Source organism: Ruegeria sp. CL7 (assembly GCF_056536445.1).
The window spans coordinates 1,117,652-1,142,096 of sequence record NZ_JBQFPQ010000001.1 but is presented as its reverse complement, the minus strand read 5'-3'; the positions used below and the strand labels follow the sequence as shown (position 1 = coordinate 1,142,096).

The window sequence follows — 24,445 nt, the reverse complement described above, 5'->3', positions numbered from 1 at the left end:
CCAATGGCTAAAAACAGAAAACCAGATGCCGATCGGCTGCCCGTCAGTCAGCGTATCGACAGCCGCATGCCCAATCCAAAGCGGCGAGAGATGAGTCCGACGGAATGGGCCATCAAGGGTGAACTGATCCTGAACTGTTCATGTGACGTGTTTTGCCCCTGCGTGGTGTCGCTGGGCGCACATCCCCCTACGGAAGGTCACTGCCATGCTTGGATGGGCATCATCGTTGATGAAGGCCACTATGAAGGCGAGGATCTGTCGGGTCTGAATGTCGGCTTGCTGGTCGATATTCCGGGCCGGATGGGGGAAGGCCAGTGGAAAGTCGCCGCTTATGTCGACGAGCGCGCAAGCGGCAAGGCTTACAACGGATTGTTGCAAATCTTCAGCGGTCAGGCGGGCGGCACGACGGGTCTGTTTACCATGCTGGTCAGCGAGATCATCGGTGCGGAACGGGCGCCGGTCCAGATCGAGCGCGACGGAAACAAACGTCGGATCGCGATTGGTCGCAAGATACAAGGAGAGATCGAGATGCTTGCGGGCAAGGACCCGGAGCATCCGGTGATGGTCTCAAATTCCAAATACTGGATGGGACCTGACATCATCGTGGCGCGTGGCACCAAATCGAAGGTGCGAGACTATGGCCGGGTCTGGGACTTTGGCGGCAAGTCCGCTGAAATCTGCCCGATCGACTGGCACGGGCCCAAATGATGATCACGGGCGGGTATGCGCAGGAAATGGCTCGTTACAATCGCTGGCAGAACAATCAGTTGGCAGAGTTTTTGCAATCTCTGACACCGAAGGAACTGACCCTTGAACGCGGAGCATTCTTTGGCTCGATTATGGGCACGGTGAACCATCTGCTGTGGGGTGACTGGATGTGGATGTCGCGTTTCGAAAAGCGCGACGGGCCAGATGGCAATATTCACAAGGCGGGCGGTGGTATCCATGAAAGCGTATACCTGTGCCCGGACCTGCAAAGCTGGTTGGCGTTACGCGAAAAGATCGATGCGCGTATCCTGAACTGGGCAGAAGGGCTGGGGGATGATCCGCTGACCGGCTCGTTCACGTGGTATTCCACCGCAAAAGAGGCTGATGTCACAATGCCTTACGCGCTGTGCGTGATCCATTTCTTCAATCATCAGACCCATCACAGGGGGCAAGTGCACAAAATGCTGACCGAGACGGGCTCGGAAGCGCCTGTCAGTGATATCGTCTTTATGCCGCAGGAGGTATGAATGCCGCAGATTTCCGCCTCACGCCGCTTGCGGCGCACTCCGTTCTCTGAAGGAGTCGAAGCTGCCGGGGTCAAGGGCTATACGGTCTACAACCGTATGTTGTTGCCGACGGTTTTTGAAAGTGTTGAAGCCGATTACCGGCATCTTAAGACCCATGTGCAGGTCTGGGATGTGTCGTGCGAGCGGCAGGTTGAATTGCGTGGCCCTGATGCTGCGCGTCTGATGCAGATGCTGACCCCGCGCGATCTGCGCGGTATGCTGCCGGGGCAATGTTTCTATGTGCCGATCGTTGACGAAACCGGCGGCATGCTGAACGACCCGGTGGCGGTGAAGTTGTCCGAAGACCGATGGTGGATCTCGATTGCCGACAGTGATCTGTTGCTGTGGGTCAAGGGTATCGCCGTTGGGTACCGTCTGGATGTGCTGGTGGATGAACCGGACGTGTCGCCGCTTGCCGTTCAGGGCCCAAAGGCGGACGAGCTGATGGCGCGTGTCTTCGGGGACCGAGTGCGCGACATCCGTTTCTTTAAATTTGACATGTTCGAGTTCGAGGGGCGCGATCTGGCCGTCGCGCGATCCGGTTATTCGAAACAGGGTGGTTTCGAGATATACGTTGAAGGTGGCGATATCGGCATGCCTTTGTGGAACGCCCTGTTTGCCGCCGGCGAAGACCTGCACGTGCGCGCGGGCTGCCCGAACCTGATCGAACGCATTGAGGGCGGGCTGTTGTCCTATGGGAACGACATGACCGACGACAATACCCCGCATGAATGCGGTCTGGGAAAGTTCTGCAACACGCATACCGCGATTGGCTGTATCGGTCGGGATGCTCTGTTGCGTGTCGCCAAGGAAGGGCCGGTGCAGCAAATCCGGCCAATCGCCATCGCCGGTGAGCCTGTACCGGGCTGCGATCGTCCCTGGGACCTGTTTGCAAGCGGCAAGCGCGTGGGGCAGGTGACATCAGCGGCCTGGTCTCCGGATTTTGAAACCAATGTGGCGATCGGTATGGTGCGCCTGAGCCATTGGGATGCCGGGACGGAACTGGAAGTGGAAACACCGGCCGGGATGCGCCGCGCGACCGTGCAATCGCATTTCTGGATCTAGCAGAATCAAGGACGCTGCCGCGTCGACCTCGGGATATTTTGAACCAGCTGACGACATGGGCTGGTCGCTGAACACGAAAGGAATGACAAATGTTCAATGCACTTGTGATGGACAAGGATGAAGAGAGCGGACTTGCCACCGGCTCGATCAAACAATTGTCGGTGGATGACCTGCCGCATGGTGATGTCACGGTTGCGGTCGAATATTCTACGGTGAACTACAAGGACGGCCTGTGCCTGTCTCCGAAAGGGGGCGGGCTGGTGCGGGCCTATCCGCATGTCCCCGGCATTGACTACGCCGGCACGGTCGAGGCCTCATCGGATGACCGCTACAAACCCGGAGACAAGGTTGTTCTGACCGGATGGCGCGTTGGTGAGGCACATTGGGGCGGCTATTCGCAAAAAGCCAACGCGCGGGCCGATTGGCTGGTGCCGCTGCCCGATGGGCTGACAACGCGTCAGGCAATGGCAGTGGGCACTGCCGGGTTTACTGCGATGCTGGCGGTCATGGCGCTGGAGGATCATGGGCTGACCCCGGATCGTGGACCGGTATTGGTAACCGGGGCCGCGGGCGGCGTCGGGTCGGTGGCCACGGCCATTCTTGGCAATTTGGGCTATGAGGTCGCTGCGGTCACCGGACGGCCCGAAACCGGTGACTATCTGAAATCACTTGGAGCGACGACCATCGTGCCGCGCGACGACCTGAACGAGGCCACAAAACGCCCTCTGGAAAGCGAAACATGGGCGGGCTGCGTTGACGCTGTGGGCGGCGCCATGTTGGCACGCGTTCTGGGCCAGATGAAATACGGATGCTCTGTTGCTGCGGTAGGTTTGGCAGGGGGGGCTGCTTTGCCTGCGACGGTGATTCCGTTCCTGCTGCGCGGCGTGAACCTTTTGGGCATCGACAGCGTGATGCAGCCCTATGACAACAGGGTGCGCGCATGGAAACGGATCGCCACGGATCTGCCGATGGACAAGCTTGAGGCGATGGTTCAACCGGCCGGTCTGTCCGATCTGCCGCAACTGGGCGCCGACATTCTGAAAGGTCAGGTCAAGGGCCGCGTCGTGGTGGATGTGAACGCCTGAGGCTGACCCATGAAAGCAACCTGGCCGAAGAAACTCGGCCAGGTTCCGGAAAACGATGTTTGTCCAAATTGGTCGCAACACCTCTGGCCATTGATACAATTCCCGATCATGATTGCTATACATCCCAATTGCGATGGCGTAAGACCCATCCAAAGAGTACCTGAAGACGGGGAGTGAGCAGAATGTCTGACGACTTCGAACTGGACACCAATGATCTGCAGCGCCGCATGGATGGCGCAATGGCCAATCTGAAAACCGAATTTGCATCATTGCGAACAGGGCGTGCTTCGGCCTCGATGCTGGAACCTGTCATGGTTGACGCTTACGGCTCGATGACACCGATCAACCAGGTGGGCACCGTGAACGTGCCCGAACCGCGTATGGTCACTGTTAACGTCTGGGACAAGTCACTGGTGGGTAAGGTGGAAAAGGCCATCCGCGAAAGCGGCCTTGGTATCAATCCGCAATTGAACGGAACCATCATAATGCTGCCGATTCCCGAGTTGAACGAAGAACGCCGCCGCGAGCTGAGCAAGGTCGCCGGTCAGTACGCGGAAAACGCGCGCATTGCGATCCGCAACGTGCGTCGCGATGGCATGGATCAGATCAAGAAGGCCAAGGCGGACGGCATGTCGGAAGATGACCAGAAGCTTTGGGAAAGCGAAGTTCAGGACATGACGGATGAGATGATCAAGGCCGTGGATGCTGCGCTCGAAACCAAGCAAGCCGAAATCATGCAGGTCTGAGCCGAACTGATGCCAAAAGACCCGCAAACCGAGCTGGAGTCCGGCCCGCGCCATGTGGCCATCATCATGGATGGCAATGGTCGTTGGGCGCAGGCACGCGGCCGTCCCCGGCTGTTCGGCCACCATGCCGGCGCGCGGCGCGTGCGCGAGGTTGTCGAGGCCTGCCCTGGTTTGGGGATCAAGTATCTGACGGTGTTCGCTTTTTCGACCGAAAACTGGAAGCGGACCCAGGTCGAGGTGGCCGGCCTGATGAACCTGTTCCGCCGCTATATCATCAAGGAAACCCGGACACTTGCGGATAATGGCATCCGCGTTCGGTTCATCGGAGATCGGGTCCGGCTGGATTCCAAGTTGATCGAGTTGATGGACTCGCTGGAAGAAGAAACCAAGAACAACGATCTGGTTCATTTGACCGTCGCGCTGAATTACGGTGGTCGCGACGAGGTCGCACGCGCCACCAAGCGTCTGGCACGGGATGTGGCTGAAGGCCGGCTGAAACCCGAAGAGGTGGATGAAGAAACTCTTCCTAAGTATCTGGATACGCGTGTTCTTCCTGATCCCGACCTTGTTATCCGAACCAGCGGTGAAGCGCGGATTTCAAACTTTCTTCTTTGGCAATCGGCTTACTCGGAATATGAATTCATCGACACCCTCTGGCCGGACTTCACTGCTGCTGAACTGGCCCGTCTGTGCCAGAATTACGGCACCAGAGATCGGCGGTTCGGAGCGGTTCTGGCATGAGAGACGGCCGATGGTCTGACCTGACAACACGGGTTCTTTCTGCTGCTGTTCTTGTCGTGATCGGATCAATCGAAGTCTGGCTTGGCGGGTGGTGGTTCGAAACCTTCATCGCCGCAGCCTGTGGTCTGATGACGTGGGAATTGGTTCGGATGATCGACCCGCAAGCCCGCGGCGTGGCTGTTCAATTGGGGATTCTGACAAGCATCACCGTGGTTCTCAGCTATCATCTGCCGACGATTTACACTTTGCCGGTCGTGCTTGCGCCTGCGCTTGTGGGAGTGGGGCAGATCAGTCGTTCGAAGGTTCTGTTCGGGATGTTCGTGGTCTGGATCGTCGGGGCCGGGCTGGGTTTCATTTCGATCCGCGAAAATTCCGGTTTTGGCTGGATGGTTTGGCTGATTGCTGTCGTGGTCGCCACTGATGTCGCGGGCTATTTCGTGGGCAAGGCGGTTGGTGGCCCGAAATTCTGGCCCAAGGTCAGCCCGAAGAAGACGTGGTCGGGAACCGCCGGAGGGTGGGCCGCCGCGGCATGTGTCGGCGCGGTTTTTGCAAGCCTGGCCGGCTTTGGATTCGCTTTTGTCGTTGTTTCCGTTTTGGCTTCAATGGCAAGCCAAGCCGGTGATATTGCTGAAAGTGCGGTCAAACGCAAGTTCGGTGTCAAAGACAGTTCGAACCTGATACCGGGCCATGGCGGCTTTCTGGATCGGTTTGATGGCATGATGGGGGCCGCGCTGTTCGTTCTGATCGCGGGGCTGATCTATTCGCCGGGTGAAATGTAATGCGAAAGGTATCTGTTTTTGGAGCTACCGGGTCGATCGGGCAGAATACGATTGATCTGATTTCGCGTGCACCGTCCGAGTATGACGTCGTGGCCTTGACCGGTGGCGCCAATATTCAAAGACTTGCGGATGACGCGCGTCGGCTCGGTGCCGATATTGCCGTCACCGCTCATGAAGACCGGCTTGATGACCTGCGTTCCGCTTTGGCCGGCAGTGGCGTCGAGGCGGCTGCGGGCCCGCGTGCCATCGTCGAGGCTGCGGCACGTCCGGCGGATTGGATCATGTCGGCCATTGTCGGCTCGGCCGGGTTGGCGCCGGGCATCGAGGCGTTGAAACAGGGCACGACCCTCGCGCTGGCCAACAAAGAGACATTGGTCTGCGCAGGATCGTTGGTTCTGGAAACGGCCAAACGGCATGGTGCGCGATTGCTGCCGGTCGACAGCGAACATTCGGCGGTGTTTCAGGCTTTGGTCGGTGAAGACATCGAAACAGTCGAGCGTGTGATCATCACCGCCAGTGGCGGGGCGTTTCGTGATTGGCCCCTGAGTGAACTGGTGAACGCGACGGTGGAACAAGCCTCCTGCCATCCGAATTGGGATATGGGGCAGCGTATCACCATCGACAGCGCATCCATGTTCAACAAAGCGTTGGAAGTCATTGAAACAAAAGAATATTTCGATGTCAAACCGGATCAGATTGAAGTGCTGGTGCATCCGGAATCCATAGTACACGCCCTGGTCGGGTATCGTGATGGTGCGGTGATGGCCCATATGGGGGCACCCGATATGCGCCACGCCATCGGTTACGCGCTGCATTGGCCCGAAAGACGGGAATTGCCGATACAGCGCCTTGACTTGGCCAAGCTGGGGCAGTTGCGTTTCAACGCTCCGGATCTGGCACGTTATCCCGCATTGAAACTGGCCCGGGACGTGATGGCGCGTGGCGGCCTGGCGGGTGCTGTTTTAAACGCCGCGAAGGAACGTGCGCTGGATCATTTCATCGCGCGCCGGACCGGATTTCTGGATATGGCTGATGCCGTCGCCGCGGTTCTCGACAGGTTCGACGCGTCAGACAGCCTTATTGATGCCCCGATGACCCTTGATAACGTACAGCAAACAGACCATCTGGCACGTCAGTGGGTCGATGACGCTGTGGTGGAACGAGCAGGATAGAATTTTGGACGTACTTTCCCTAATCCCGCAATTTGGCAATCTTCTCTGGACGATTGTCGCGTTTGTCATCGCATTGTCGGTCATCGTCGCGGTGCACGAATACGGCCACTACATTGTGGGGCGTTGGTCCGGTATCCATGCCGAAGTGTTCTCGATCGGGTTTGGCCCGGTTCTCTGGAGCCGTGTCGACAAACGGGGGACAAGATGGCAGATCGCGTTGCTGCCGTTTGGGGGGTACGTAAAGTTCCTGGGCGATGCCAATGCAGCATCGGGCAAGGATGAAAAGGCGATGGAAGGCATCGCTACCCAAAGCCCGGAAGAGCTGCGCCGCACCATGCATGGTGCCCCTTTGTGGGCACGAGCCGCAACGGTCGCGGCCGGACCTGTCTTCAACTTCGTCATGTCCATTCTGGTGTTTGGCCTGATTTTCTGGTCACAGGGCGTATCGAAGGAGCCGCTGACGGTCGGAACGTTGCAACCCTTGCCAGGCACTGTGCAGGAACTGAGAGAAGGTGATGTGATCACCGCAATCGCCGGCACACCGACACCTGACTATGATGAAGAGGGGGCCTGGCAGGACTTTATCGATGCGCTGCCTGTGGAACCGGTTCTGGATTACACGGTGATCCGGGACGGTGAAACGCTGGATGTACAAGCACCATGGATGTTTCCACCCCTGATCCGCCAAGTGGCCCCACGCAGCGCGGCGATGGATATTCAACTGAAACAAGGCGATGTCATCACGGCGGTGAACGGAGAGCCGATCTTTGCCTTCGAGCAGCTGAAGGATTTTGTCGAAGGGTCCGACGGCCGGGTTCTGCTGTTGGACGTCTGGCGGGATGGGTCCGAGCTGGAATTCGCATTGGCCCCCCGACGCACGGATGAACCTCAGCCGGATGGCGGTTTCGTCACCCATTGGCGGATTGGGATCATCGGGGGCATGATGCTGGAGCCAGCAACTGAACCGGCCGGTATTCTGGATTCACTGACCGGCGGTGTCAGACAGACGGGCCGCATTATCGAAGGGTCGCTGTCTGGTATGTGGCACATGGTGACGGGGGCAATCAGCACCTGTAACATCTCGGGGCCGATCGGGATTGCCGAAACCTCGGGGGCAATGGCCAGCCAGGGGGCGCAGAACTTCATTTTCTTCATCGCGGTTCTGTCGACGGCGGTCGGATTGCTGAACCTGTTTCCGATCCCGGCATTGGATGGCGGGCACCTTGTGTTCTACGCCTATGAAGCCATTGCAGGGAAACCACCCAGTGATGGGGCCTTGCGGGTGCTCATGGGTGTAGGGATCACCTTAATTCTCACCCTCATGCTGTTTTCAGTGAGCAACGATTTGTTCTGCTAATTGTGGCGCGTGGCGCAAGATTGGGCCGCAAAATTGCCTCATTCTGACGTTATGATTTTTGCGTCTGAGGGAAAAACCATGACCAAAACGCTGAAAAAATCGTATCAGAGCTTTAGCTTCCTGTTCGTGCTGAATTGGGATGTTCTGCTGAGCTTTGCAGTTACGGCGTCGGCTATGGCAGGTGCCGCCTATCTGGCGGCCATGTGATTCTTACTGAAATTAACGTCGTCAATTTGAATGGCAGTCTTCGCGGCTGCTTCTATTTCGCCTTTTGACAAGCTCATTCAATCCCGTTACTCAGCATTAAAGTCTTAAATTCTGGGTAGAGCATAAAATGACTGACAGGCGAGGGGCGGGCACATCCTGCGGGCAGCAAATGCCAACAAACAAGATTTTGTGGCAGGCGCTAGCGGTTCTTTTCCTTTTTGTTGCTGCAAGCTTAATGACTTTTCCGCATGCAGCACAGGCGCAAAACTATACGATCAATTCGTTTGATGTTGAGGGCAATCGCCGGATTGAAACCGGTACGATCATCGCCCGAACGGGAATCGAACCTGGCCAGACTGTAACTGCGGGCCAGCTCAATGATGCCTATCAGCGTTTGCTTGACAGTGGTGTATTTGAAACAGTCGAGCTGACGCCGCGGGGGTCTACGCTGGTCATCACGGTTCAGGAATATCCGACGATCAATCAGATCAGCATCGAGGGTAACGCCCGTGTCAAAGACGACGTGTTGCTGGACGTCATCGAATCGCAGCCGCGCCGCGTCTTTACCCCGCAGGTGGCCGAGTCTGACGCTGATATGATTGCCGAAGTGTATTCAGCCCAAGGCCGTGTTGCCGCGACCGTGATCCCTCGGATTATCCGCCGCAGCGACAACCGGGTTGATCTGGTTTTCGAAGTGGCCGAAGGCACGACCATCGAAGTGGAACGTGTCAGCTTTGTCGGCAACCGTGCCTTTTCGGACCGACGCTTGCGCCGCGTTCTGGAAACCAAGCAGGCAACTTTCCTGCGGACGTTCTTCAGGAACGACACCTTCATCGGCGATCGTATCGAGTTCGACAAGCAGGTCATCCGGGATTTCTACCTGTCACGAGGCTATGTCGACTTCCGCGTGAACAGCGCCAATGTCGAGTTTACCAGCGAACGGGATGCGTTTTTCCTGGTGATGAATGTAACCGAGGGCCAGAAATTCTCATTTGGTAAGATCACGACCGTCAGTGAGATTCCGGGCGTGGATCCGGCCCCTTATCAGGACGCGCTGAAGATCAAGCCCGGCGTGACATATACGCCGACGCTGGTTGAAAATTCGATTACGCGACAGGAACGGCTGGGCCTGAAGCAAGGTGTGGATTTCCTTCGCGTGGAACCACGTGTTACACGCAATGACCGCGATCTGACTTTGGATATCGAATTTGTTCTGACAAAAGGTCCTCGGATCTTTGTCGAGCGGATTGATATTGAAGGTAACACAACCACCTTGGACCGGGTGATCCGCCGTCAGTTCGATACCGTCGAAGGTGACCCGTTCAATCCCCGCGAAATCCGTCAGGCCGCCGAGCGCATCAATGCCCTGGGCTTTTTCGCCGTCGCGGAAGTCGAGCCGCGCGAGGGATCGTCGCCCAGCCAGGTCATTCTGGATGTAGACGTTGAAGAACAACCTACCGGCTCGCTGAGCCTCGGAGGCAGCTACTCGGTTACGGACGGCTTCGGGATTGCCGTTGCCCTGAACGAATCCAACTTCCTGGGTCGTGGCCAGAACCTTGGTGTGTCGATCTCGACCGCGCAGGACTCGGAACAATATACGCTCAGCTTCACAGAGCCTTACCTTCTGGGTCGCAAGCTGCGCTTTGACCTTGGTCTGGGGCTGTCTGCCACCAATTCCGGGTTTGCAAGTTACGACACAAGCAGTCTTTTCTTTGCACCGCAGCTGACCTATGCGATCGGTGAATTGTCGGCTCTGCGGCTCCGCTATGGCTGGGACCGCAGCGAGATGACGCAGCAGGACAACGAAGTTAACGGCGCGGTGATTGCTTCTGAAATTGCGCAGGGCAAACGGACGTCCAGTTCTTTGGGACTGTCCTACATTTATGACAGCCGTATCGGCGGTCTGGACCCCAATACCGGCGTTCTGTTCGAGGTTGGCGTTGATGCCGCTGGACTTGGCGGGGACAACAAGTACTTCAAGACCACGGCGCGTGGTATCGCGCAAACCCGGGTATGGAACGAAGAAGTGGTGCTTCGGGCCACGATGGAGCTGGGCGCGCTGCACTGGCGCGGAAACGATTTCAGCCGTACTGTTGACCGGTTTGTGCTGGGGCCCAATACCTTTCGGGGTTTCGAACCTGCGGGTATCGGACCGCGTGACCTGTCCAACGGTCAGGATGACGCGATCGGGGGCAACTACTACTGGGTTGCCCGTTTCGAAACCGATTTCCCGCTGGGTCTGCCCGAGGAGCTGGGTCTGCGTGGCGGCCTGTTCTATGATGTCGGCAACCTCTACAACATCGACAACGTCAATACGGCAGGTGCAACCATTGTCGGTGCTAACGGATCGATCCGCCACGTGATCGGCATTTCGGTGCTGTGGGAAACTCCGTTCGGGCCGTTGCAGTTCAACTTCTCGCAGCCTCTCAAGAAAGAATCTTTCGACAAGGAGCAGAACTTTGACTTTACGATCCAGGCCCGGTTCTGATCCGCGATGCTGAACAGATTGCTTGGCAGAACACGGGGCCCGCTTTGGGCCCTGTGTGCATTTATGACGATGGTCCTGGCGCCTTTGGCAAATGCTCAGCAGCTTGGTGTGCCTCAAGCCAGTGTGGTCACCCTGTCCAGTGAAGAGCTGTTTGCCAAGTCCGCTTTCGGACAGCGCGTTTTGCGCGAAATTGAAAAGGAAAGCGCCTTACTGTCCGAAGAAAACCAACGGATTGTCGCGGAACTGAGCCGCGAAGAAAAGGAACTTACCGAGCAGCGCGCCACCATGTCGGCCGACGAGTTCCGCCCCCTGGCCGAGGCGTTTGATCTCAAGGTTCAGTCCCATCGCGAGGGGCAAAGGGCAAAGCTGGACGTACTGGCCCGTCGCAGCGAAGAAGCCCAGCAGACCTTTTCCGAGATTGTGCGCCCGGTCCTTGTCGATCTGTTGCGCGAAATTGGGGCCAGCGTGATGATCGAGCGATCTAATGTCGTCGTCAGCACGTCCGACATCACCGAAGCCGCAATCATCCGAATAAACGCCGCGATTGGTGATGGAAGCGATTTGCAACAGGGTCAGGGCGAATAGGTTCGCTTGCCCTTGCAGTGCTGTATTGCTAACCACGCAAAAAAAGAAACATCCAAAACGGGATATCTGCATCATGAGCACAGAAACCAAAAGCGCAGACATTCAGCTGATCCAGAGGATCCTGCCGCACCGCTATCCGTTTTTGCTGGTCGATAAGGTGGTAGATATCTCGGGCTATCAGTCGGCGCGCGGAATCAAGAATGTCACCATGAACGAACCGCATTTTCAGGGGCATTTCCCCGGTACGCCAATCATGCCGGGTGTCACCATTGTCGAGGCAATGGCGCAGACCGCCGGTGTGATGCTGGGTGTGGGAATGGACGTCATCGACACCGAGCTGTTGATTTACTTCATGAGCATCGACAAGTGCAAATTCCGCCGCAAGGTGGTGCCCGGTGATGTGCTGGAAATGCATGTGGAAACAGTGCGTGGGAAAAAAGGCGGAAAGCTGTTCAAATTCAGCGGCCGTGCAACTGTCGAAGGCGAAGTTGCCGCCGAGGCGGAATTCTCGGCTTATGTCGACTGGGATATGGAAAAGACAACATGAACGGAGTCCATCCCAGCGCAATTATTGAAGACGGTGCGCAGATTGGACAGGATTGTATCATCGGTCCCTTCTGCCACGTGGGCCCACAGGTGAAACTGGGCGATCGGGTCGAGTTGAAATCGCATGTGGTCGTGACGGGCGACACCTCGATCGGCGACGATACCGTCGTGTTCAATTTCTCGGTGATTGGTGAGATCCCTCAGGACCTGAAATTCAGCGGCGAAAACACCCGGCTTGAGATTGGCAAACGCAACCGAATTCGCGAGCATGTGACAATCAATACCGGGACCGAAGGTGGCGGAGGGGTCACGCGGATCGGTGACGACTGCCTGTTGATGGCGGGTGTTCACGTGGCCCATGACGTTCAGATCGGCAACCGTGTGATCATGGTGAACCATGCCGGCGCGGCGGGGCATTGCATCGTCGAAGACGACGTGATCGTCGGTGGCATTTCAGGGCTGCATCAATGGGTGCGCGTTGGACGCGGGGCCATTATTGGCGCGCTGACCATGGTGCCGAAAGATGTTATTCCTTACGGCCTGGTACAGGCGTCGCGGGGTGAGCTGGATGGCCTGAACCTCGTCGGTCTCAAGCGCAAGGGTGTATCGCGTGAAGATATCTCGGCGCTGCGCGCGGCATTCAAGGAATTGTCCGACGGCGAAGGCACCTTTATGGATCGCGCCAGCCGGATCGGTGAAGGCAACGAAAGCGACTATGTGCAGCAGATCGTGGATTTCGTCACCGGCCACAGTGACCGATCCTTCCTGACCCCGAGGAAATAGGGTCATGCTTGCGTTGATTGCGGGAACCGGGGCGCTGCCGACCGAAGTTGTTGCGCAGTTGACAGAACGCCCTCTGATCTGCGCGATGGAGGGGTTTCTGCCTGACAGCCTGAGTGCAGATGTCGTGTTTCCTCTGGAACAATTGGGCAGTTTCATCGCTGACCTGAAGGCGCGGGGCGTGACCGATATCTGTCTGGCCGGCGCTGTTCGACGCCCGCCAATCGACCCTTCCCGCATCGACGCCGCGACGCTGCCGCTGGTTCCGATCATCCAAAAGGCCATCCTGTCCGGCGATGACGGAGCTTTGCGCGCCGTGATCGGAATTCTTGAGGGTGCCGGCCTCACCCTCAGGGCCGCACATGAGATCGCGCCCGGTTTGTTGCCGCCTGTGGGATGTCTGACCGAGGCCCAGCCCTCAGACGCCGACATGGCCGACGCTGACCGCGCCGCCGGGATTCTTCGGGCAATGGGGGCGGCGGATACCGGGCAGGCTTGTGCCGTGTCCAAAGGGCAGGCGCTGGCCATCGAGGGGGTGTTCGGCACCGCGTGGATGCTGCAATCCCTGACCCAACGCCCCGACGCTGGCGGGGGCATTCTGTTCAAAGGCCCCAAACCCGATCAGGATCGGCGCGCCGATTTGCCCGCCATCGGGCCGGAAACTGTTACCGACACGGTTGCGGCAGGTTTGTCCGGGATCGTTTTGGAAAAAGGCGGTGTGCTCGTTCTGGAAAAAGAACGCGTCATCGCTGAATGCAACCGTCTGGGTCTGTTTCTCTATATCCGCGAGCGGGCAGTCTGATGCGTGTCTTTCTGGTCGCCGGTGAACCTTCGGGCGACCGGTTGGGCGGCGCGCTGATGGAGGGGTTGAAAACCCTGGTGCCCGAGATTGAATTCGACGGTGTGGGAGGCCAGCTGATGCAAGCGCAGGGCCTGCGCAGCCGGTTCCCGATGTCCGAGCTGTCTGTCATGGGGCTTGTCGAAGTGCTGCCGAAGTTTTTTCACCTGAAACGGCGGATATCCGAGACGGCACAGGCGGTGCTGGACACGAAACCGGATGTATTGATCACCATAGACAGCCCGGATTTCAGCTTGCGCGTCGCCAAAATCGTAAAAGCCAACAGCAAAATCCGAACCGTGCATTATGTTGCGCCCAGTGTCTGGGCCTGGCGCCCCGGGCGTGCAGACAAGATGGCAAAGGTCATCGACCATGTGCTGGCTCTTCTTCCTTTTGAACCTCCGTACATGGAGCGGGCAGGGATGGAATGCGACTTTGTCGGCCATCCTGTGGTTGGCGAACCGACTGCCACACCAGATGAGATCGCCGCCTTCCGCCACCGCTTTGATCTGGGCAATGCGCCGATCCTGCTGGCCTTGCCCGGGTCGCGGCGGGGTGAGATTGAACGTCTGGCAGAGTCTTTCGGCGGCGCGTTGGGGTTGTTTTTCGATGACCACCCGAATTACCGCGTGGTGATCCCGACCGTAGGTGCGACAACAGATCTGATAAATGAACTGGTACCAGAATGGCCTGGCGCGCCCGTGGTGCTGGATCCCCGCCGGGTGGGTGCGGAACAAGCCATGGCCGACAAACGAGCGGCCTTTGGCGCCGCAGATCTTGCCCTTGCTGCTTCGGGAACGGTTTCGCTGGAACTTGCAGCGCAGAATACGCCGATGGTCATTGCGTACAAGCTGAACTGGCTGACGCAGAAAATGGCGGAACGGATGGTCAAGCTGGACACCGTTACACTGGTCAATCTGGTTTCGGAAACACGCGCCGTGCCGGAATGCCTGCTGGATGATTGTCAGCCTCAGAAAATCGCCGAAGCCTTGCGAAAGGTCGCCGACGCGCCCTATGCGCAACAGCATGCCATGAACCTGACCATGGACAGGTTGGGGCGAGGGGGCGAAGCACCCGGCTTGCGCGCGGCGCGGGCGGTTTTGAACAGAATGCAGCCACGCAATGCTTGACCACGCGCTGTTTGCAGTCTCTGCCGGGATCGCGATGATCTCTACCAATCTGGACAATCTGGCTGTCTTGTTGGGCTTGATCCTGGTAATGGAACAGCGCCGTGCGATCGTGGGCTTTGCCGTCGCTCAGACGATCGTACTTTCCCTGGCCATGACCGTGGCCATGGGCCTGAACCAGAGCGGCCTTCCGTTTTGGATCGGCTATCTTGGCCTTGTCCCGCTGGTGTTTGGCTTGCGCGGAATCTGGCATCAGTTTCGCGACGCGGACACCGAAGGTGCGGAGTCAAAAGGGGCGGTGACTTCGGTGGTGACGCTTTTCCTGAGCCTCTCGATAGACAGTTTTGCGGTAATGACCCCTCTGCTTGCGGACTCGGCGCCGTCCTATCGGGTTGTTGCGTTGATCGGTGCCGCCAGCGCGGCCGCCTTGCTGGTTGTTGTTGCGGCATGGGGCGCGCCCCACGCCAAAAGCCTTGGTCCGCGCGTTGCCCGACTGGATCGGATTGCGCCTTATATCATGGTCTGCGTCGGGCTCTATATTCTCTTCAACTCTCCCACCGATATGGTGTGACCCGGCAAAGAGAGCGCGTTGTCTCGCATATGTGACCTGCAAAGGTCTGTTGCTGGGGCGCAGGTCCAGGGTATCGTGACCCAGAAAAGGAGTTTTCAACATGACCCGCATCCCCCCTTTGTCGGATCAGGAAATGACCGCCGACGCGCGCGCGTCCCACGCTGCATTGGGTGCCTATGGCCCGTTTGACAACTGGGCCCGCGTCGCAGCGTATTGCCCTCCGGTTCTGAACCATGTCACGGGAATGCTGACAACCCTGCGAGAGCAAGAGAACTTGTCGCGCCGCGCGTTGGAGCTGGCGATGGTGACGGTTTCAAAACTGAATGCCTGCGATTATTGCGTCTCGCATCACACACCGCTGCTGACCGTCGCGGGGCTGAGCCCCGAAGGGGCGGCGCGTCTGCCGGACGTCGAGGATCATCCGGAACTGGATGCCTGTGACAAGGCGGTCGTGCGCTATGCCGAAGCCGTGACGATCCGGTCGGGCCGTATGAAGGATGCCGAAGTGGCGGATCTGAGGGAATGGTTCACCGATGCTCAGATCGTCGAGCTGACCTGGCGCATCGCCTTGTGCGGTGCGTTCAATCGGTTCAACGATGCATTGCAGATTCAGATCGAACCCGAGGTCGAGCCGGTTTCGGCCTAATACCCACGCCAGATCCAGCCACCGCCGAACACGCGGCTGCCTTCGTTTGCGTAAAACACGCAGGCCTGCCCTGGCGAGATGCCTTCCTCGGGGGTCAGCAGTTCGACCTCGGCCGTAGTGTCCGACAGCGGCCGAATGATTGCCTCGCGCGGCGGGCGGGTCGAGCGGACTTTGACGGAAAGATGCCATTCATCGCGTGACGAGAAGGGGTCATCGCCCAGCCAATTGATCTCGCGCACCGGAACGACTCGCGTTGCCAGCATCTCTTTCGGGCCGACAACGACCTGCTTTTTGTCGACGTCCAGTTTGACGACATAAAGCGGCTCGCTGAGGCCGCCGATGCCAAGACCGCGACGTTGGCCGATCGTATAGTGAATCACACCGTTGTGTTGCGCCAGTACGCGGCCATCGGCGTGAACGATCTCGCCGGGTTCCGCGGCTCCGGGGCGCAGTTTTTCGATGACGCTGGCATAGTTGCCGTCGGGCACGAAGCAGATATCCTGGCTGTCGGGCTTGTCCGCCACCGACAGCCCATACTGCGCCGCCATCTCACGGGTTGCGTCTTTCGACGGTAAGTGGCCCAGCGGGAAGCGCAGAAAGTTCAATTGCTCTGGCGTGGTCGAGAACAGGAAATAGGACTGATCGCGATTGGCGTCTTCGGCGCTGTGCAGTTCCGGTCCGTTGGCGCCCATCTTGCGCTGAATGTAATGGCCGGTGGCCATGCAGTCTGCCTCGAGATCCTTGGCGGTTTCCAGAAGGTCCTTGAATTTCACCCGCTCGTTGCAGCGGATGCAGGGAACCGGCGTCGCGCCTGCCAGATAGCTGTCGGCAAACTCGTCGATCACGGCATCCTTGAAGATGTTCTCGTAATCCAGAACGTAATGTGGAAATCCCCGCTCTTCCGCCACGCGTCGCGCATCATGAATATCAATTCCAGCGCAACAGGCGCCTTTCTTGGCCAATGCCGCGCCGTGGTCATAAAGCTGCAAAGTCACACCAACCACATCATAGCCCTGATCGGCCAGATAGGCCGCGACAACGGAACTGTCGACGCCCCCCGACATCGCCACAACGACCCGCGTTTCCGAGGGTGGTTTGGCAAAGCCAAGCGAGTTCAGCGGGGTCTCGGTGTCGAGGGCCATTGCAGATTCCAGTCCGGGTTAAGAAAGACCGGCAGAATATAGGAAAATTCTACACACTCTCAAGGGGCGGTTTCACGCGACTTTAAGTAGGCTGAGGGCAGCTTTGGTGCAGCAAGAAGGGTAAAGCGATGTATTTGCACAAAGTTGAAGGGCCAAGGTTTGTTGCTCTGCCGGATGGATCCATTTTGACGCATGCGGATTTGCCGCCCGCGAACACAAGGCGATGGGTGGCGTCACGCAAGATTCTTGTCGTGCGTGGCGTGCTTTACGGGTTGATCAGCCTGTCTGACGCAAAAAAGAAATACGGCCTGAGCGACGAAGAATTCAACGGTTGGGTTTCTTTGATCGCGGAACACGGCGTTGAGGCGTTGAAGGCGACGGCGCTAAAAAAGTATCGACAACCTAAAGGAGAGCGTGAATAAATGATTCAACGGTAACGTCAGATTAACCATTCTTGGTCAGGTTTAATTTTAATTGGAATTATTGACCCGAATTGGAGCAGTGAAAAATGCGCATACTTCTTGTCGAGGATGATCCGACCACGTCCAAAAGCATCGAACTGATGCTGACGCATGCGAACCTGAACGTCTATGCGACGGATCTTGGCGAAGAAGGAATCGATCTGGCAAAACTCTATGATTACGACCTGATCTTGCTGGATTTGAACCTGCCGGACATGAACGGGCATGAGGTTCTGCGCCAGTTGCGGATCGCCAGGGTGGAAACACCGATTCTGATTTTGTCCGGTGCCGATGATACCGAAAGCAAGATCAAGGGATTCGGCTTTGGCGCCGATGATTATCTGACCAAGCCTTTCCATCGCGAAGAACTGGTGGCACGCATCCATGCCATCATCCGCCGTTCCAAAGGGCATTCGCAATCGATCATTCATACAGGGCGAATTGCGGTGAACCTTGATGCAAAAACCGTGGAAGTGGATGGCAAGACGGTTCATTTGACCGGCAAGGAATACCAGATGCTCGAGTTGCTCAGCCTGCGCAAGGGGACGACTCTGACCAAGGAAATGTTTCTGAACCACCTGTATGGCGGCATGGATGAACCTGAGCTGAAAATCATCGATGTGTTCATCTGCAAACTGCGCAAAAAGCTCAGCAATGCGACCGGTGGAGAGAACTATATCGAAACCGTCTGGGGCCGTGGCTATGTGCTGCGAGACCCGCAAAGCAACACGCTGGACGAAACACGGATGGCAGTCGGGCTTTGAATTGAACCACCAGTGCCGCCGGTGGTCCAGGGTGGCACTTTGCACTCACGGCTCAGCACGTCTGGACCTGGCCATGGCCTCGCCCTATCACTGAGGTCCAAGTACGCGTGACAGGGCGAGGCCATGAGCAACTTAATTTCCATATCCGAGCTGACGGAAGATGAGGCGCGTGCCGAGCTTGCACGTCTGGCCGAACTATTGTCGAAGGCAAACACGCTGTATCACACGGCTGATGCGCCTGACATGTCGGATGCCGACTATGACGCTCTCAAACGGCGCAATGCCGAGATAGAAGCGCGTTTCCCTCATCTCAAGCGTACCGACAGTCCGACGGATCAAGTGGGTGCAAAGCCTGCCGATGGTTTTTCGAAAGTCACGCACGCCGTGCGCATGATGTCGCTGGGCAACGCTTTCGATGATGACGACGTGGCCGATTTCGATAGGTCGATCCGGAAATACCTGGGCCTTGGGGCTGGTGAAAGTCTGGCCTACACCGCCGAACCCAAGATAGATGGCCTGTCGCTGTCATTGCGGTATGAAAACGGACAGCTTTTTCAGGCTGCCACGCGCGGAGATGGCGAAATCGGTGAAAACGTAACGGCCAATGCCCGCACGGTTTCCGATATCCCGCAGCACCTGAAAAACGCGCCAGAGGTTCTGGAAGTCAGGGGTGAGGTTTACATGTCTCACGCGGATTTCGAGGCGTTGAACGCGCGGCAGGCAGAGCGCGGCGGCAAACCCTTTGCCAATCCAAGAAACGCGGCGGCGGGGTCTTTGCGGCAACTGGATCCGGAAATCACGCGCTCGCGCCCGTTGCGTTTCTTTGCTTACGCCTGGGGAGAGATTTCAGAGCCATTGTCCGACTCGCAGATAGGGGCGGTCGAGCGGTTGAAATCACTTGGATTTTCGACGAATCCCCTGACCCAACTGTGCAAAACGACGCAAGAGATGCTGGAGCATTACCGGGATATCGAGGCGCAACGTTCCACCTTGGGCTATGACATCGACGGGGTTGTCTACAAGGTGAATGATCTGTCGCTTCAGGCGCGTTTGGGGTTCCGCTCAACTACGCCGCGATGGGCAATCGCTCACAAGTTCCCGGCCGAACTGGCCTGGACGAGGCTGGAGGCGATCGACATTCAGGTCGGTCGTACAGGCGCGCTTAGCCCGGTCGCACGGTTGCATCCGGTGACGGTGGGCGGTGTTGTTGTGTCCAACGCCACATTGCACAATGAAGACTATATCGCGGGACGCGATGCGAAGGGCGGCACAATCCGCGATGGCAAGGATATTCGTGTCGGTGACTGGGTTCAGGTATACCGCGCCGGGGATGTGATTCCGAAACTGTCAGATGTTGATCTGTCCAAGCGCCCGGCCGGTTCGCAGCCGTTTATCTTTCCGACGCGCTGTCCGGAATGTCAAAGCGAGGCGATCCGTGAAGAAGGTGATGCGGTCCGCCGCTGCACCGGTGGCTTGATTTGCCCCGCGCAGGCCGTTGAAAAACTGAAACATTTCGTCTCACGCAAGGCGTTTGACATAGAAGGCCTTGGTGCAAAACAGATCGAGATGTTCTATGATGATCCGATCCTTCCGATAAAGACTCCGGCGGATATCTTTACACTGGAGCAGCGTGACAGGACCAATCTGGCACGGCTGAAAAACCGGGATGGGTGGGGAGAAACCTCGGCCAGAAATCTGTTTGCCGCGATCGACGAAAAACGGACCATTCCGTTTGCGCGCCTGTTGTTCGCTTTGGGTATTCGACATGTCGGCGAGGTCGGAGCGCGCGATCTGGCGCTGTTTTACCGCGATTGGGAGACCATGACGCAAGCCCTGGACACGGCCCGCCCTGCGGCTTTGGCGCAGCGGCAAGCAGATGAGGCCGAGGATGCCGAACGGGCGGCCGCGCTGGCAGAAGGTCGTCGGGCACGTGTCAAGGAAGTGCGGGATGCGGCCATAACCGCGGCGCGTGTTCCGCCCGATGCCAATGCCGCCTGGGCTGAATTGATCGGAATAGACGGGATCGGCGCAACGCTGGGTCTGTCCCTGTCCGATGCGTTTTCGAACGTGGAAGAGAGGCGCGCGTTCGATACGTTGCGCAAGGAACTGACAATCGTCGCACCTGATGCGCCTGCCTCAGACAGCCCGGTGGCTGGCAAGACGGTTGTGTTCACGGGTACTCTGGAAAAGATGACTCGAGCCGAGGCAAAGGCACGGGCCGAGGCGTTGGGTGCGAAGGTTTCTGGTTCCGTCAGCAAGAAAACCGACATTCTGGTCGCCGGGCCCGGTGCGGGTTCGAAAGCCAGGAAAGCCGCAGAGCTGGGTATCGAAACTCTGGATGAGGATGGCTGGTTGCAGCTGATCGAAGGCGCATGAGCGGGAGGCCGGAACAGCTGTTCCCGCTGTTTGCGGGGCTTGAAACACTCGATGGCGTCGGCCCCAAGACCGCTCAGGTCCTGCAACAGGCCGGCGTTGAGAGCCCACGCGACGTTCTGTTCGGCCTGCCTTACGCGGTCGTCGACCGACGTCGACGAGAGACGATTCAGGGTGTCGATCTGCCTGCGACGTTGACGGTCGAAGTAACGGTCGGCCCGCACAGGCCGCCTCGAAACAAGGGGGGCGCGTATCGGGTGCATGTCGAAGACAGCCAGGCCGATTTTCAGCTGGTTTTCTTTCACGCGCGCGGGGACTATCTGAAGAAAGTGCTGCCTCAGGGCGCACGCCGCGTGATCTCGGGCAAGCTGGAGCTGTTCGATGGTATGGCTCAGATGGTGCATCCGGATCATATGTTGCCGGTCGAGCAAGCCAGTGAAATTCCGGAATTCGAACCGGTATACCATCTGACACAGGGGCTGACTCAAAAGACGGCTTTCAAGGCTACCCGCAGCGCATTGGCGCGGGCGCCAGAGCTGGCGGAATGGATCGACCCGGCGCAGATGGCACAGCAAAACTGGCCGGATTGGATTTCGGCAATTCGTGCCGGCCACAATCCTCAGGGGGCTGATGATGTCTCACCATTTGCGCCCGCGCGTCAGCGTCTGGCCTATGACGAGCTGTTCGCGCATCAGATGACGCTTGCTCTGGCGCGTCAGCGAGAGCGGAAATCCCGTGGTGTCGTCAGCGTAGGGACAGGCGCGTTGCAATCCAGGGTGTTGGCCAGTCTTCCTTATCGTCCGACCAGCGCACAAAGCCGCGCAATCGAGGAAATCGCGGTCGATATGGCATCTGATTCCCGCATGAACCGATTGTTGCAGGGTGACGTGGGGGCCGGCAAGACATTGGTGGCCTTCATGGCCCTTCTGATTGCAGTCGAGGCCAAAGGGCAGGGCGTGATGATGGCCCCGACCGAGATACTCGCCCGCCAGCACCTGGAAGGGTTGCGCCCGTTGGCGGAAGAGGCCGGAGTGGTGCTGGAGCTGCTCACCGGGCGTGACAAGGGCGCAGAGCGGCGCGCCAAGCTTGAGGCTTTGAAAAATGGCAATATCCAAATTCTGGTCGGCACCCATGCCGTGTTTCAGAGTGATGTGGAATTCAAAGCGCTACGCTTGGCCATAGTTGATGAACAGCACCGGTTTGGCGTGCGCCAGAGGATGGAGTTGTCAGAAAAAGGGCAGGGCTCGGATGTATTGGTGATGACCGCCACCCCGATTCCACGCAGTCTGGCACTGGCGCAATATGGCGATATGGATGTGTCGGTGCTGGACGAAAAACCGCCGGGGCGCAAACCGATCAAGACAGCGATTGTCAGTACGCAGCGCATGGACGAGGTCGTGTCGCATCTGCGTCGGGCGATTGATGAGGGGCGGCAATGTTATTGGGTCTGCCCCTTGGTCGATGAATCAGAAGTTTCAGACCTGACGGCAGCTGAAGAACGGTTCAAACGCTTGCGTGCCATATTGGGCGAAGGTGTGGTCGGGCTGGTTCACGGGCAAATGCCGCCATCGGAAAAAGACGCGGCAATGTCCGCATTCCAGAACGGGGACTCCAAGGTTCTTGTGGCCACGACCGTCATTGAAGTGGGGGTCAATGTGCCCAATGCCACGATCATGGTCATCGAACGGGCCGAAATCTTTGGTCTGGCCCAACTGCATCAATTGCGCGGCCGCGTGGGCCGGGGTGATGCGGAATCGACGTGTTTGCTTCTGTATCAGCCGCCGCTCAGCGAAGGGGGGCGCAAAAGGCTGGAGGTTCTGCGTGAAACCGAAGACGGGTTCCGTATCTCGGAAACCGATCTTGAGATGCGCGGTGCCGGGGATCTGATCGGAACTGCGCAGTCCGGTCTGCCAAAGTTCCGCATTGCGGATCTGGAGCGTCAGGCCGGATTGATGGCCGTGGCCCAATCCGATGCCCGGGCATTGCTGAATGCGGATCCTAAGCTGACCTCGGACCGGGGGCGCGCGGCGCGCGTACTTTTGTGGCTGATGAAGCAGGATCAGGCGATCCGTTTGATTTCAGTGGGTTAGGCAAAAAGTTCCAGAAAGTTCACAAATGTTCTCAAAAAGTTCTTTACCGACTCGGGCAAATATGAGAACAAAAGGTCAACAAAGGATTAAAGCTCTGAACGGAGGTGACCCTATGCTGACCCAGATCAAGACCGTATTCAGCCGCTCGCAATCGACGATCCTGCAGGATGCCGTGGGCGTGATGTCTCTGGTCGTGATCCTGATGGTCGCCTTGCACCTGCCGGTTGGCTTCTGAACCTTTCTGCCTGCGATCTCGTGCCGAAAAAACCGCGCTGTCATCCCCATTTCAGTCAAGGGTGACCTGCCTGTCCCAAACCCCTTGAGGGGCCTTGCCTCGGCCCCGTGCGGTAATCCGGACCCCACGCGAGACACGCAATGCCTGCCGCCGCCCTTTCGCCCGGAAGGTGCGGCGGTTTTTTTACAACTGGCCGGTTTTGAAAATCTCAAGCAATGCGGACAGAACCGAATTGACCGCGACCGAGGCCAGGATCATCCCCATGATACGGCTGATGATCGCTGCTCCTGAATGGCCAATCAGGCGGATGATCGGTTCGGCCAGAAGCATGAGAACAAAGGCGACTACCAAAACCGACAGCATGACCAATGCGGTAATCCCCTGATCGGCTGCACTGTATCGATGGTTGTCCGTCAGGATCACCACTGCAAGCATCGCGCCGGGCGAGGCCAGAGATGGAACAGCAAGAGGAAATATCGCGGGATTCTGCTTGTGATACTTATCTTCCTGATCCTCTTCGGCCTGACGCTGTTCTATGTCTTGTTTGCTTTCACCAAAGATCATAGTCAGAGCGAACAGAAACAGGATGATGCCGCCTGCGACCTGAAATGAATTCAGTCCTATATCCAGCGCCTCGATCAGCAATTGCCCAAACACGAGAAAGAACAAAAGGACACCGGCGCTTATCAATGACGCCAACAGCGCTGTTTTGCGACGGGCGGCGGCCTCTAGCCCCGCAGTGACGGCAATAAAAACGGGAATAGTTCCAATCGGGTCAATCACGACCCAAAGAGTGACAAAATGCTCGAGTAGATTTTCCAAAACCCATACCTCCTTAAATTTAAGCGGAAGGTAAACGGGTTTACATCAAATAGCTATGATCAGGCGCAATCTGCCTGCTCGGCCTGCGCCATGGCTTCGACGGCGGCATCCAGCACCAGCAGGATTGAAGCGTGGCGGTTCTTGTAGTCCCGCGCCGGCATCAAGACCTCAAGACCGTCAAATGGAGCATCCGGGGCGGGGCCATCCTTTTTTAACATCGCCGCAAGCTGATCGCGCGCTGCTTCGACCTGCGCGCGCGTGGCACCAATGATCGCGTCGCCAACCACCGAAGCAGAGGCCTGTCCCAGCGCGCAGGCTTTGACGTCCTGCCCGAAGGCGCTGACACGTCCATCCTGAACCTTCAGATCAACCGTCACGGTAGAGCCGCAAAGAGGCGAGCGTTTCTTGACCGTTGCATCCGGGTTTTCCAGCCGATCCAGATGCGGGATGTCCGCCGCCAACGCCAGAATGCGTCCGGAATACAGCTTGATCAGGTCGTTCTCGCCGCTCATGGCTTTCCCTCGTCGTGTGTTCCTCATACATAGTGGCCA

Annotated in this window: 26 protein-coding genes; 23 read left to right on the top strand and 3 right to left on the bottom strand. The window is 57.8% G+C overall.

The genetic code is table 11. The features are described 5' to 3' along the window. Positions 1 to 3 precede the first annotated feature (3 nt). The 18 genes from ACR0LI_RS05785 to ACR0LI_RS05700 all read left to right on the top strand — a co-directional run bounded on the left by ACR0LI_RS05785 (position 4) and on the right by ACR0LI_RS05700 (position 16,007). On the top strand, positions 4 to 708 hold the full coding sequence (locus tag ACR0LI_RS05785) for a DUF1326 domain-containing protein (protein WP_152457918.1): 705 nt from the start codon (positions 4 to 6) through the stop codon (positions 706 to 708). After that, positions 705 to 1,235, top strand: a complete 531-nt coding sequence (locus tag ACR0LI_RS05780) for a DinB family protein (RefSeq protein ID WP_480490125.1) — start codon at positions 705 to 707, stop codon at positions 1,233 to 1,235. Before ACR0LI_RS05785 ends, ACR0LI_RS05780 begins: the two co-directional genes overlap by 4 nt. Next, on the top strand, positions 1,236 to 2,339 hold the full coding sequence (locus ACR0LI_RS05775; RefSeq protein ID WP_171632609.1) for a dimethylsulfoniopropionate demethylase: 1,104 nt from the start codon (positions 1,236 to 1,238) through the stop codon (positions 2,337 to 2,339). It begins immediately after the preceding gene. Between the two features lie 89 nt (positions 2,340 to 2,428). Beyond that, the gene (gene acuI, locus ACR0LI_RS05770; RefSeq protein WP_480718165.1) at positions 2,429 to 3,424 is read left to right on the top strand and encodes an acryloyl-CoA reductase; all 996 of its coding nucleotides are present in this window, start codon (positions 2,429 to 2,431) and stop codon (positions 3,422 to 3,424) included. Positions 3,425 to 3,606: 182 nt separating this feature from the next. Next, on the top strand, positions 3,607 to 4,170 hold the full coding sequence (gene frr / locus ACR0LI_RS05765) for a ribosome recycling factor (RefSeq protein ID WP_171632603.1): 564 nt from the start codon (positions 3,607 to 3,609) through the stop codon (positions 4,168 to 4,170). Positions 4,171 to 4,179: 9 nt separating this feature from the next. Then, positions 4,180 to 4,911 (top strand): isoprenyl transferase, encoded by a 732-nt coding sequence (locus ACR0LI_RS05760; RefSeq protein ID WP_171116012.1) that lies wholly within the window; start codon positions 4,180 to 4,182, stop codon positions 4,909 to 4,911. Beyond that, positions 4,908 to 5,690: a phosphatidate cytidylyltransferase gene (locus ACR0LI_RS05755; protein WP_480619341.1), complete on the top strand. Its 783-nt coding sequence runs from the start codon at positions 4,908 to 4,910 to the stop codon at positions 5,688 to 5,690. Before ACR0LI_RS05760 ends, ACR0LI_RS05755 begins: the two co-directional genes overlap by 4 nt. Continuing rightward, positions 5,690 to 6,862: a 1-deoxy-D-xylulose-5-phosphate reductoisomerase gene (dxr, locus tag ACR0LI_RS05750; protein ID WP_480718164.1), complete on the top strand. Its 1,173-nt coding sequence runs from the start codon at positions 5,690 to 5,692 to the stop codon at positions 6,860 to 6,862. Before ACR0LI_RS05755 ends, dxr begins: the two co-directional genes overlap by 1 nt. A 4-nt stretch (positions 6,863 to 6,866) precedes the next feature. Then, a complete protein-coding gene (gene rseP / locus ACR0LI_RS05745; protein WP_171632595.1) occupies positions 6,867 to 8,219 on the top strand; it encodes an RIP metalloprotease RseP in 1,353 nt (450 codons plus the stop codon). A gap of 78 nt (positions 8,220 to 8,297) precedes the next feature. Beyond that, positions 8,298 to 8,426: a hypothetical protein gene (locus ACR0LI_RS05740; RefSeq protein ID WP_480619345.1), complete on the top strand. Its 129-nt coding sequence runs from the start codon at positions 8,298 to 8,300 to the stop codon at positions 8,424 to 8,426. Between the two features lie 127 nt (positions 8,427 to 8,553). Continuing rightward, positions 8,554 to 10,914 (top strand): outer membrane protein assembly factor BamA, encoded by a 2,361-nt coding sequence (gene bamA, locus ACR0LI_RS05735; RefSeq protein WP_209833191.1) that lies wholly within the window; start codon positions 8,554 to 8,556, stop codon positions 10,912 to 10,914. Between the two features lie 63 nt (positions 10,915 to 10,977). Continuing rightward, on the top strand, positions 10,978 to 11,499 hold the full coding sequence (locus ACR0LI_RS05730; RefSeq protein ID WP_480718163.1) for an OmpH/Skp family outer membrane protein: 522 nt from the start codon (positions 10,978 to 10,980) through the stop codon (positions 11,497 to 11,499). 73 nt (positions 11,500 to 11,572) lie between these two features. Continuing rightward, a complete protein-coding gene (gene fabZ / locus ACR0LI_RS05725) occupies positions 11,573 to 12,046 on the top strand; it encodes a 3-hydroxyacyl-ACP dehydratase FabZ (RefSeq protein ID WP_152457928.1) in 474 nt (157 codons plus the stop codon). Continuing rightward, a complete protein-coding gene (lpxA, locus tag ACR0LI_RS05720; protein WP_171168239.1) occupies positions 12,043 to 12,828 on the top strand; it encodes an acyl-ACP--UDP-N-acetylglucosamine O-acyltransferase in 786 nt (261 codons plus the stop codon). The genes fabZ and lpxA overlap by 4 nt, the downstream gene beginning before the upstream one ends. 4 nt (positions 12,829 to 12,832) lie before the next feature. Next, positions 12,833 to 13,627, top strand: coding sequence for an LpxI family protein (locus ACR0LI_RS05715; RefSeq protein WP_480487509.1), 795 nt, complete (start codon positions 12,833 to 12,835; stop codon positions 13,625 to 13,627). After that, the gene (lpxB, locus tag ACR0LI_RS05710) at positions 13,627 to 14,793 is read left to right on the top strand and encodes a lipid-A-disaccharide synthase (RefSeq protein WP_480718162.1); all 1,167 of its coding nucleotides are present in this window, start codon (positions 13,627 to 13,629) and stop codon (positions 14,791 to 14,793) included. Before ACR0LI_RS05715 ends, lpxB begins: the two co-directional genes overlap by 1 nt. Beyond that, entirely contained in the window at positions 14,786 to 15,361 is a 576-nt protein-coding gene (locus ACR0LI_RS05705; RefSeq protein ID WP_480718161.1) for a hypothetical protein, read from the top strand. Before lpxB ends, ACR0LI_RS05705 begins: the two co-directional genes overlap by 8 nt. Positions 15,362 to 15,461: 100 nt before the next feature. Then, positions 15,462 to 16,007 carry a carboxymuconolactone decarboxylase family protein gene (locus ACR0LI_RS05700; protein WP_480718160.1) on the top strand — a complete coding sequence of 182 codons (546 nt, stop codon included), beginning with the start codon at positions 15,462 to 15,464 and terminating at the stop codon, positions 16,005 to 16,007. Here the strand turns inward: ACR0LI_RS05700 and mnmA are convergent. Further along, positions 16,004 to 17,149 (bottom strand): tRNA 2-thiouridine(34) synthase MnmA, encoded by a 1,146-nt coding sequence (gene mnmA / locus ACR0LI_RS05695; RefSeq protein ID WP_171632577.1) that lies wholly within the window; start codon positions 17,147 to 17,149, stop codon positions 16,004 to 16,006. The two genes, ACR0LI_RS05700 and mnmA, sit on opposite strands and share 4 nt — an antisense overlap. A 128-nt stretch (positions 17,150 to 17,277) precedes the next feature. Between mnmA and sciP the strand changes: the two genes are divergently transcribed. The 5 genes from sciP (at position 17,278) to ACR0LI_RS05670 (ending at position 23,072) form a co-directional block, all read left to right on the top strand. Continuing rightward, positions 17,278 to 17,571 (top strand): CtrA inhibitor SciP, encoded by a 294-nt coding sequence (sciP, locus tag ACR0LI_RS05690; RefSeq protein ID WP_480718159.1) that lies wholly within the window; start codon positions 17,278 to 17,280, stop codon positions 17,569 to 17,571. An 86-nt stretch (positions 17,572 to 17,657) separates the two neighbouring features. Further along, positions 17,658 to 18,374 carry a response regulator transcription factor CtrA gene (gene ctrA, locus ACR0LI_RS05685; protein ID WP_152457936.1) on the top strand — a complete coding sequence of 239 codons (717 nt, stop codon included), beginning with the start codon at positions 17,658 to 17,660 and terminating at the stop codon, positions 18,372 to 18,374. A gap of 123 nt (positions 18,375 to 18,497) precedes the next feature. Then, complete coding sequence (gene ligA / locus ACR0LI_RS05680; RefSeq protein ID WP_480718158.1) at positions 18,498 to 20,750, top strand: NAD-dependent DNA ligase LigA; 2,253 nt, start codon at positions 18,498 to 18,500, stop codon at positions 20,748 to 20,750. Beyond that, positions 20,747 to 22,837, top strand: a complete 2,091-nt coding sequence (gene recG / locus ACR0LI_RS05675) for an ATP-dependent DNA helicase RecG (RefSeq protein WP_480718157.1) — start codon at positions 20,747 to 20,749, stop codon at positions 22,835 to 22,837. The genes ligA and recG overlap by 4 nt, the downstream gene beginning before the upstream one ends. 112 nt (positions 22,838 to 22,949) lie before the next feature. Beyond that, a complete protein-coding gene (locus tag ACR0LI_RS05670) occupies positions 22,950 to 23,072 on the top strand; it encodes a hypothetical protein (RefSeq protein ID WP_256367496.1) in 123 nt (40 codons plus the stop codon). A 183-nt stretch (positions 23,073 to 23,255) separates the two neighbouring features. Here ACR0LI_RS05670 and ACR0LI_RS05665 read toward each other — a convergent pair whose 3' ends face one another. Both ACR0LI_RS05665 and ACR0LI_RS05660 read right to left on the bottom strand, forming a co-directional pair. After that, positions 23,256 to 23,894 (bottom strand): MarC family protein, encoded by a 639-nt coding sequence (locus tag ACR0LI_RS05665; protein WP_171632566.1) that lies wholly within the window; start codon positions 23,892 to 23,894, stop codon positions 23,256 to 23,258. A gap of 59 nt (positions 23,895 to 23,953) precedes the next feature. Next, entirely contained in the window at positions 23,954 to 24,406 is a 453-nt protein-coding gene (locus tag ACR0LI_RS05660) for an iron-sulfur cluster assembly scaffold protein (RefSeq protein ID WP_171723307.1), read from the bottom strand. Between the last annotated feature and the right edge of the window lie 39 nt (positions 24,407 to 24,445).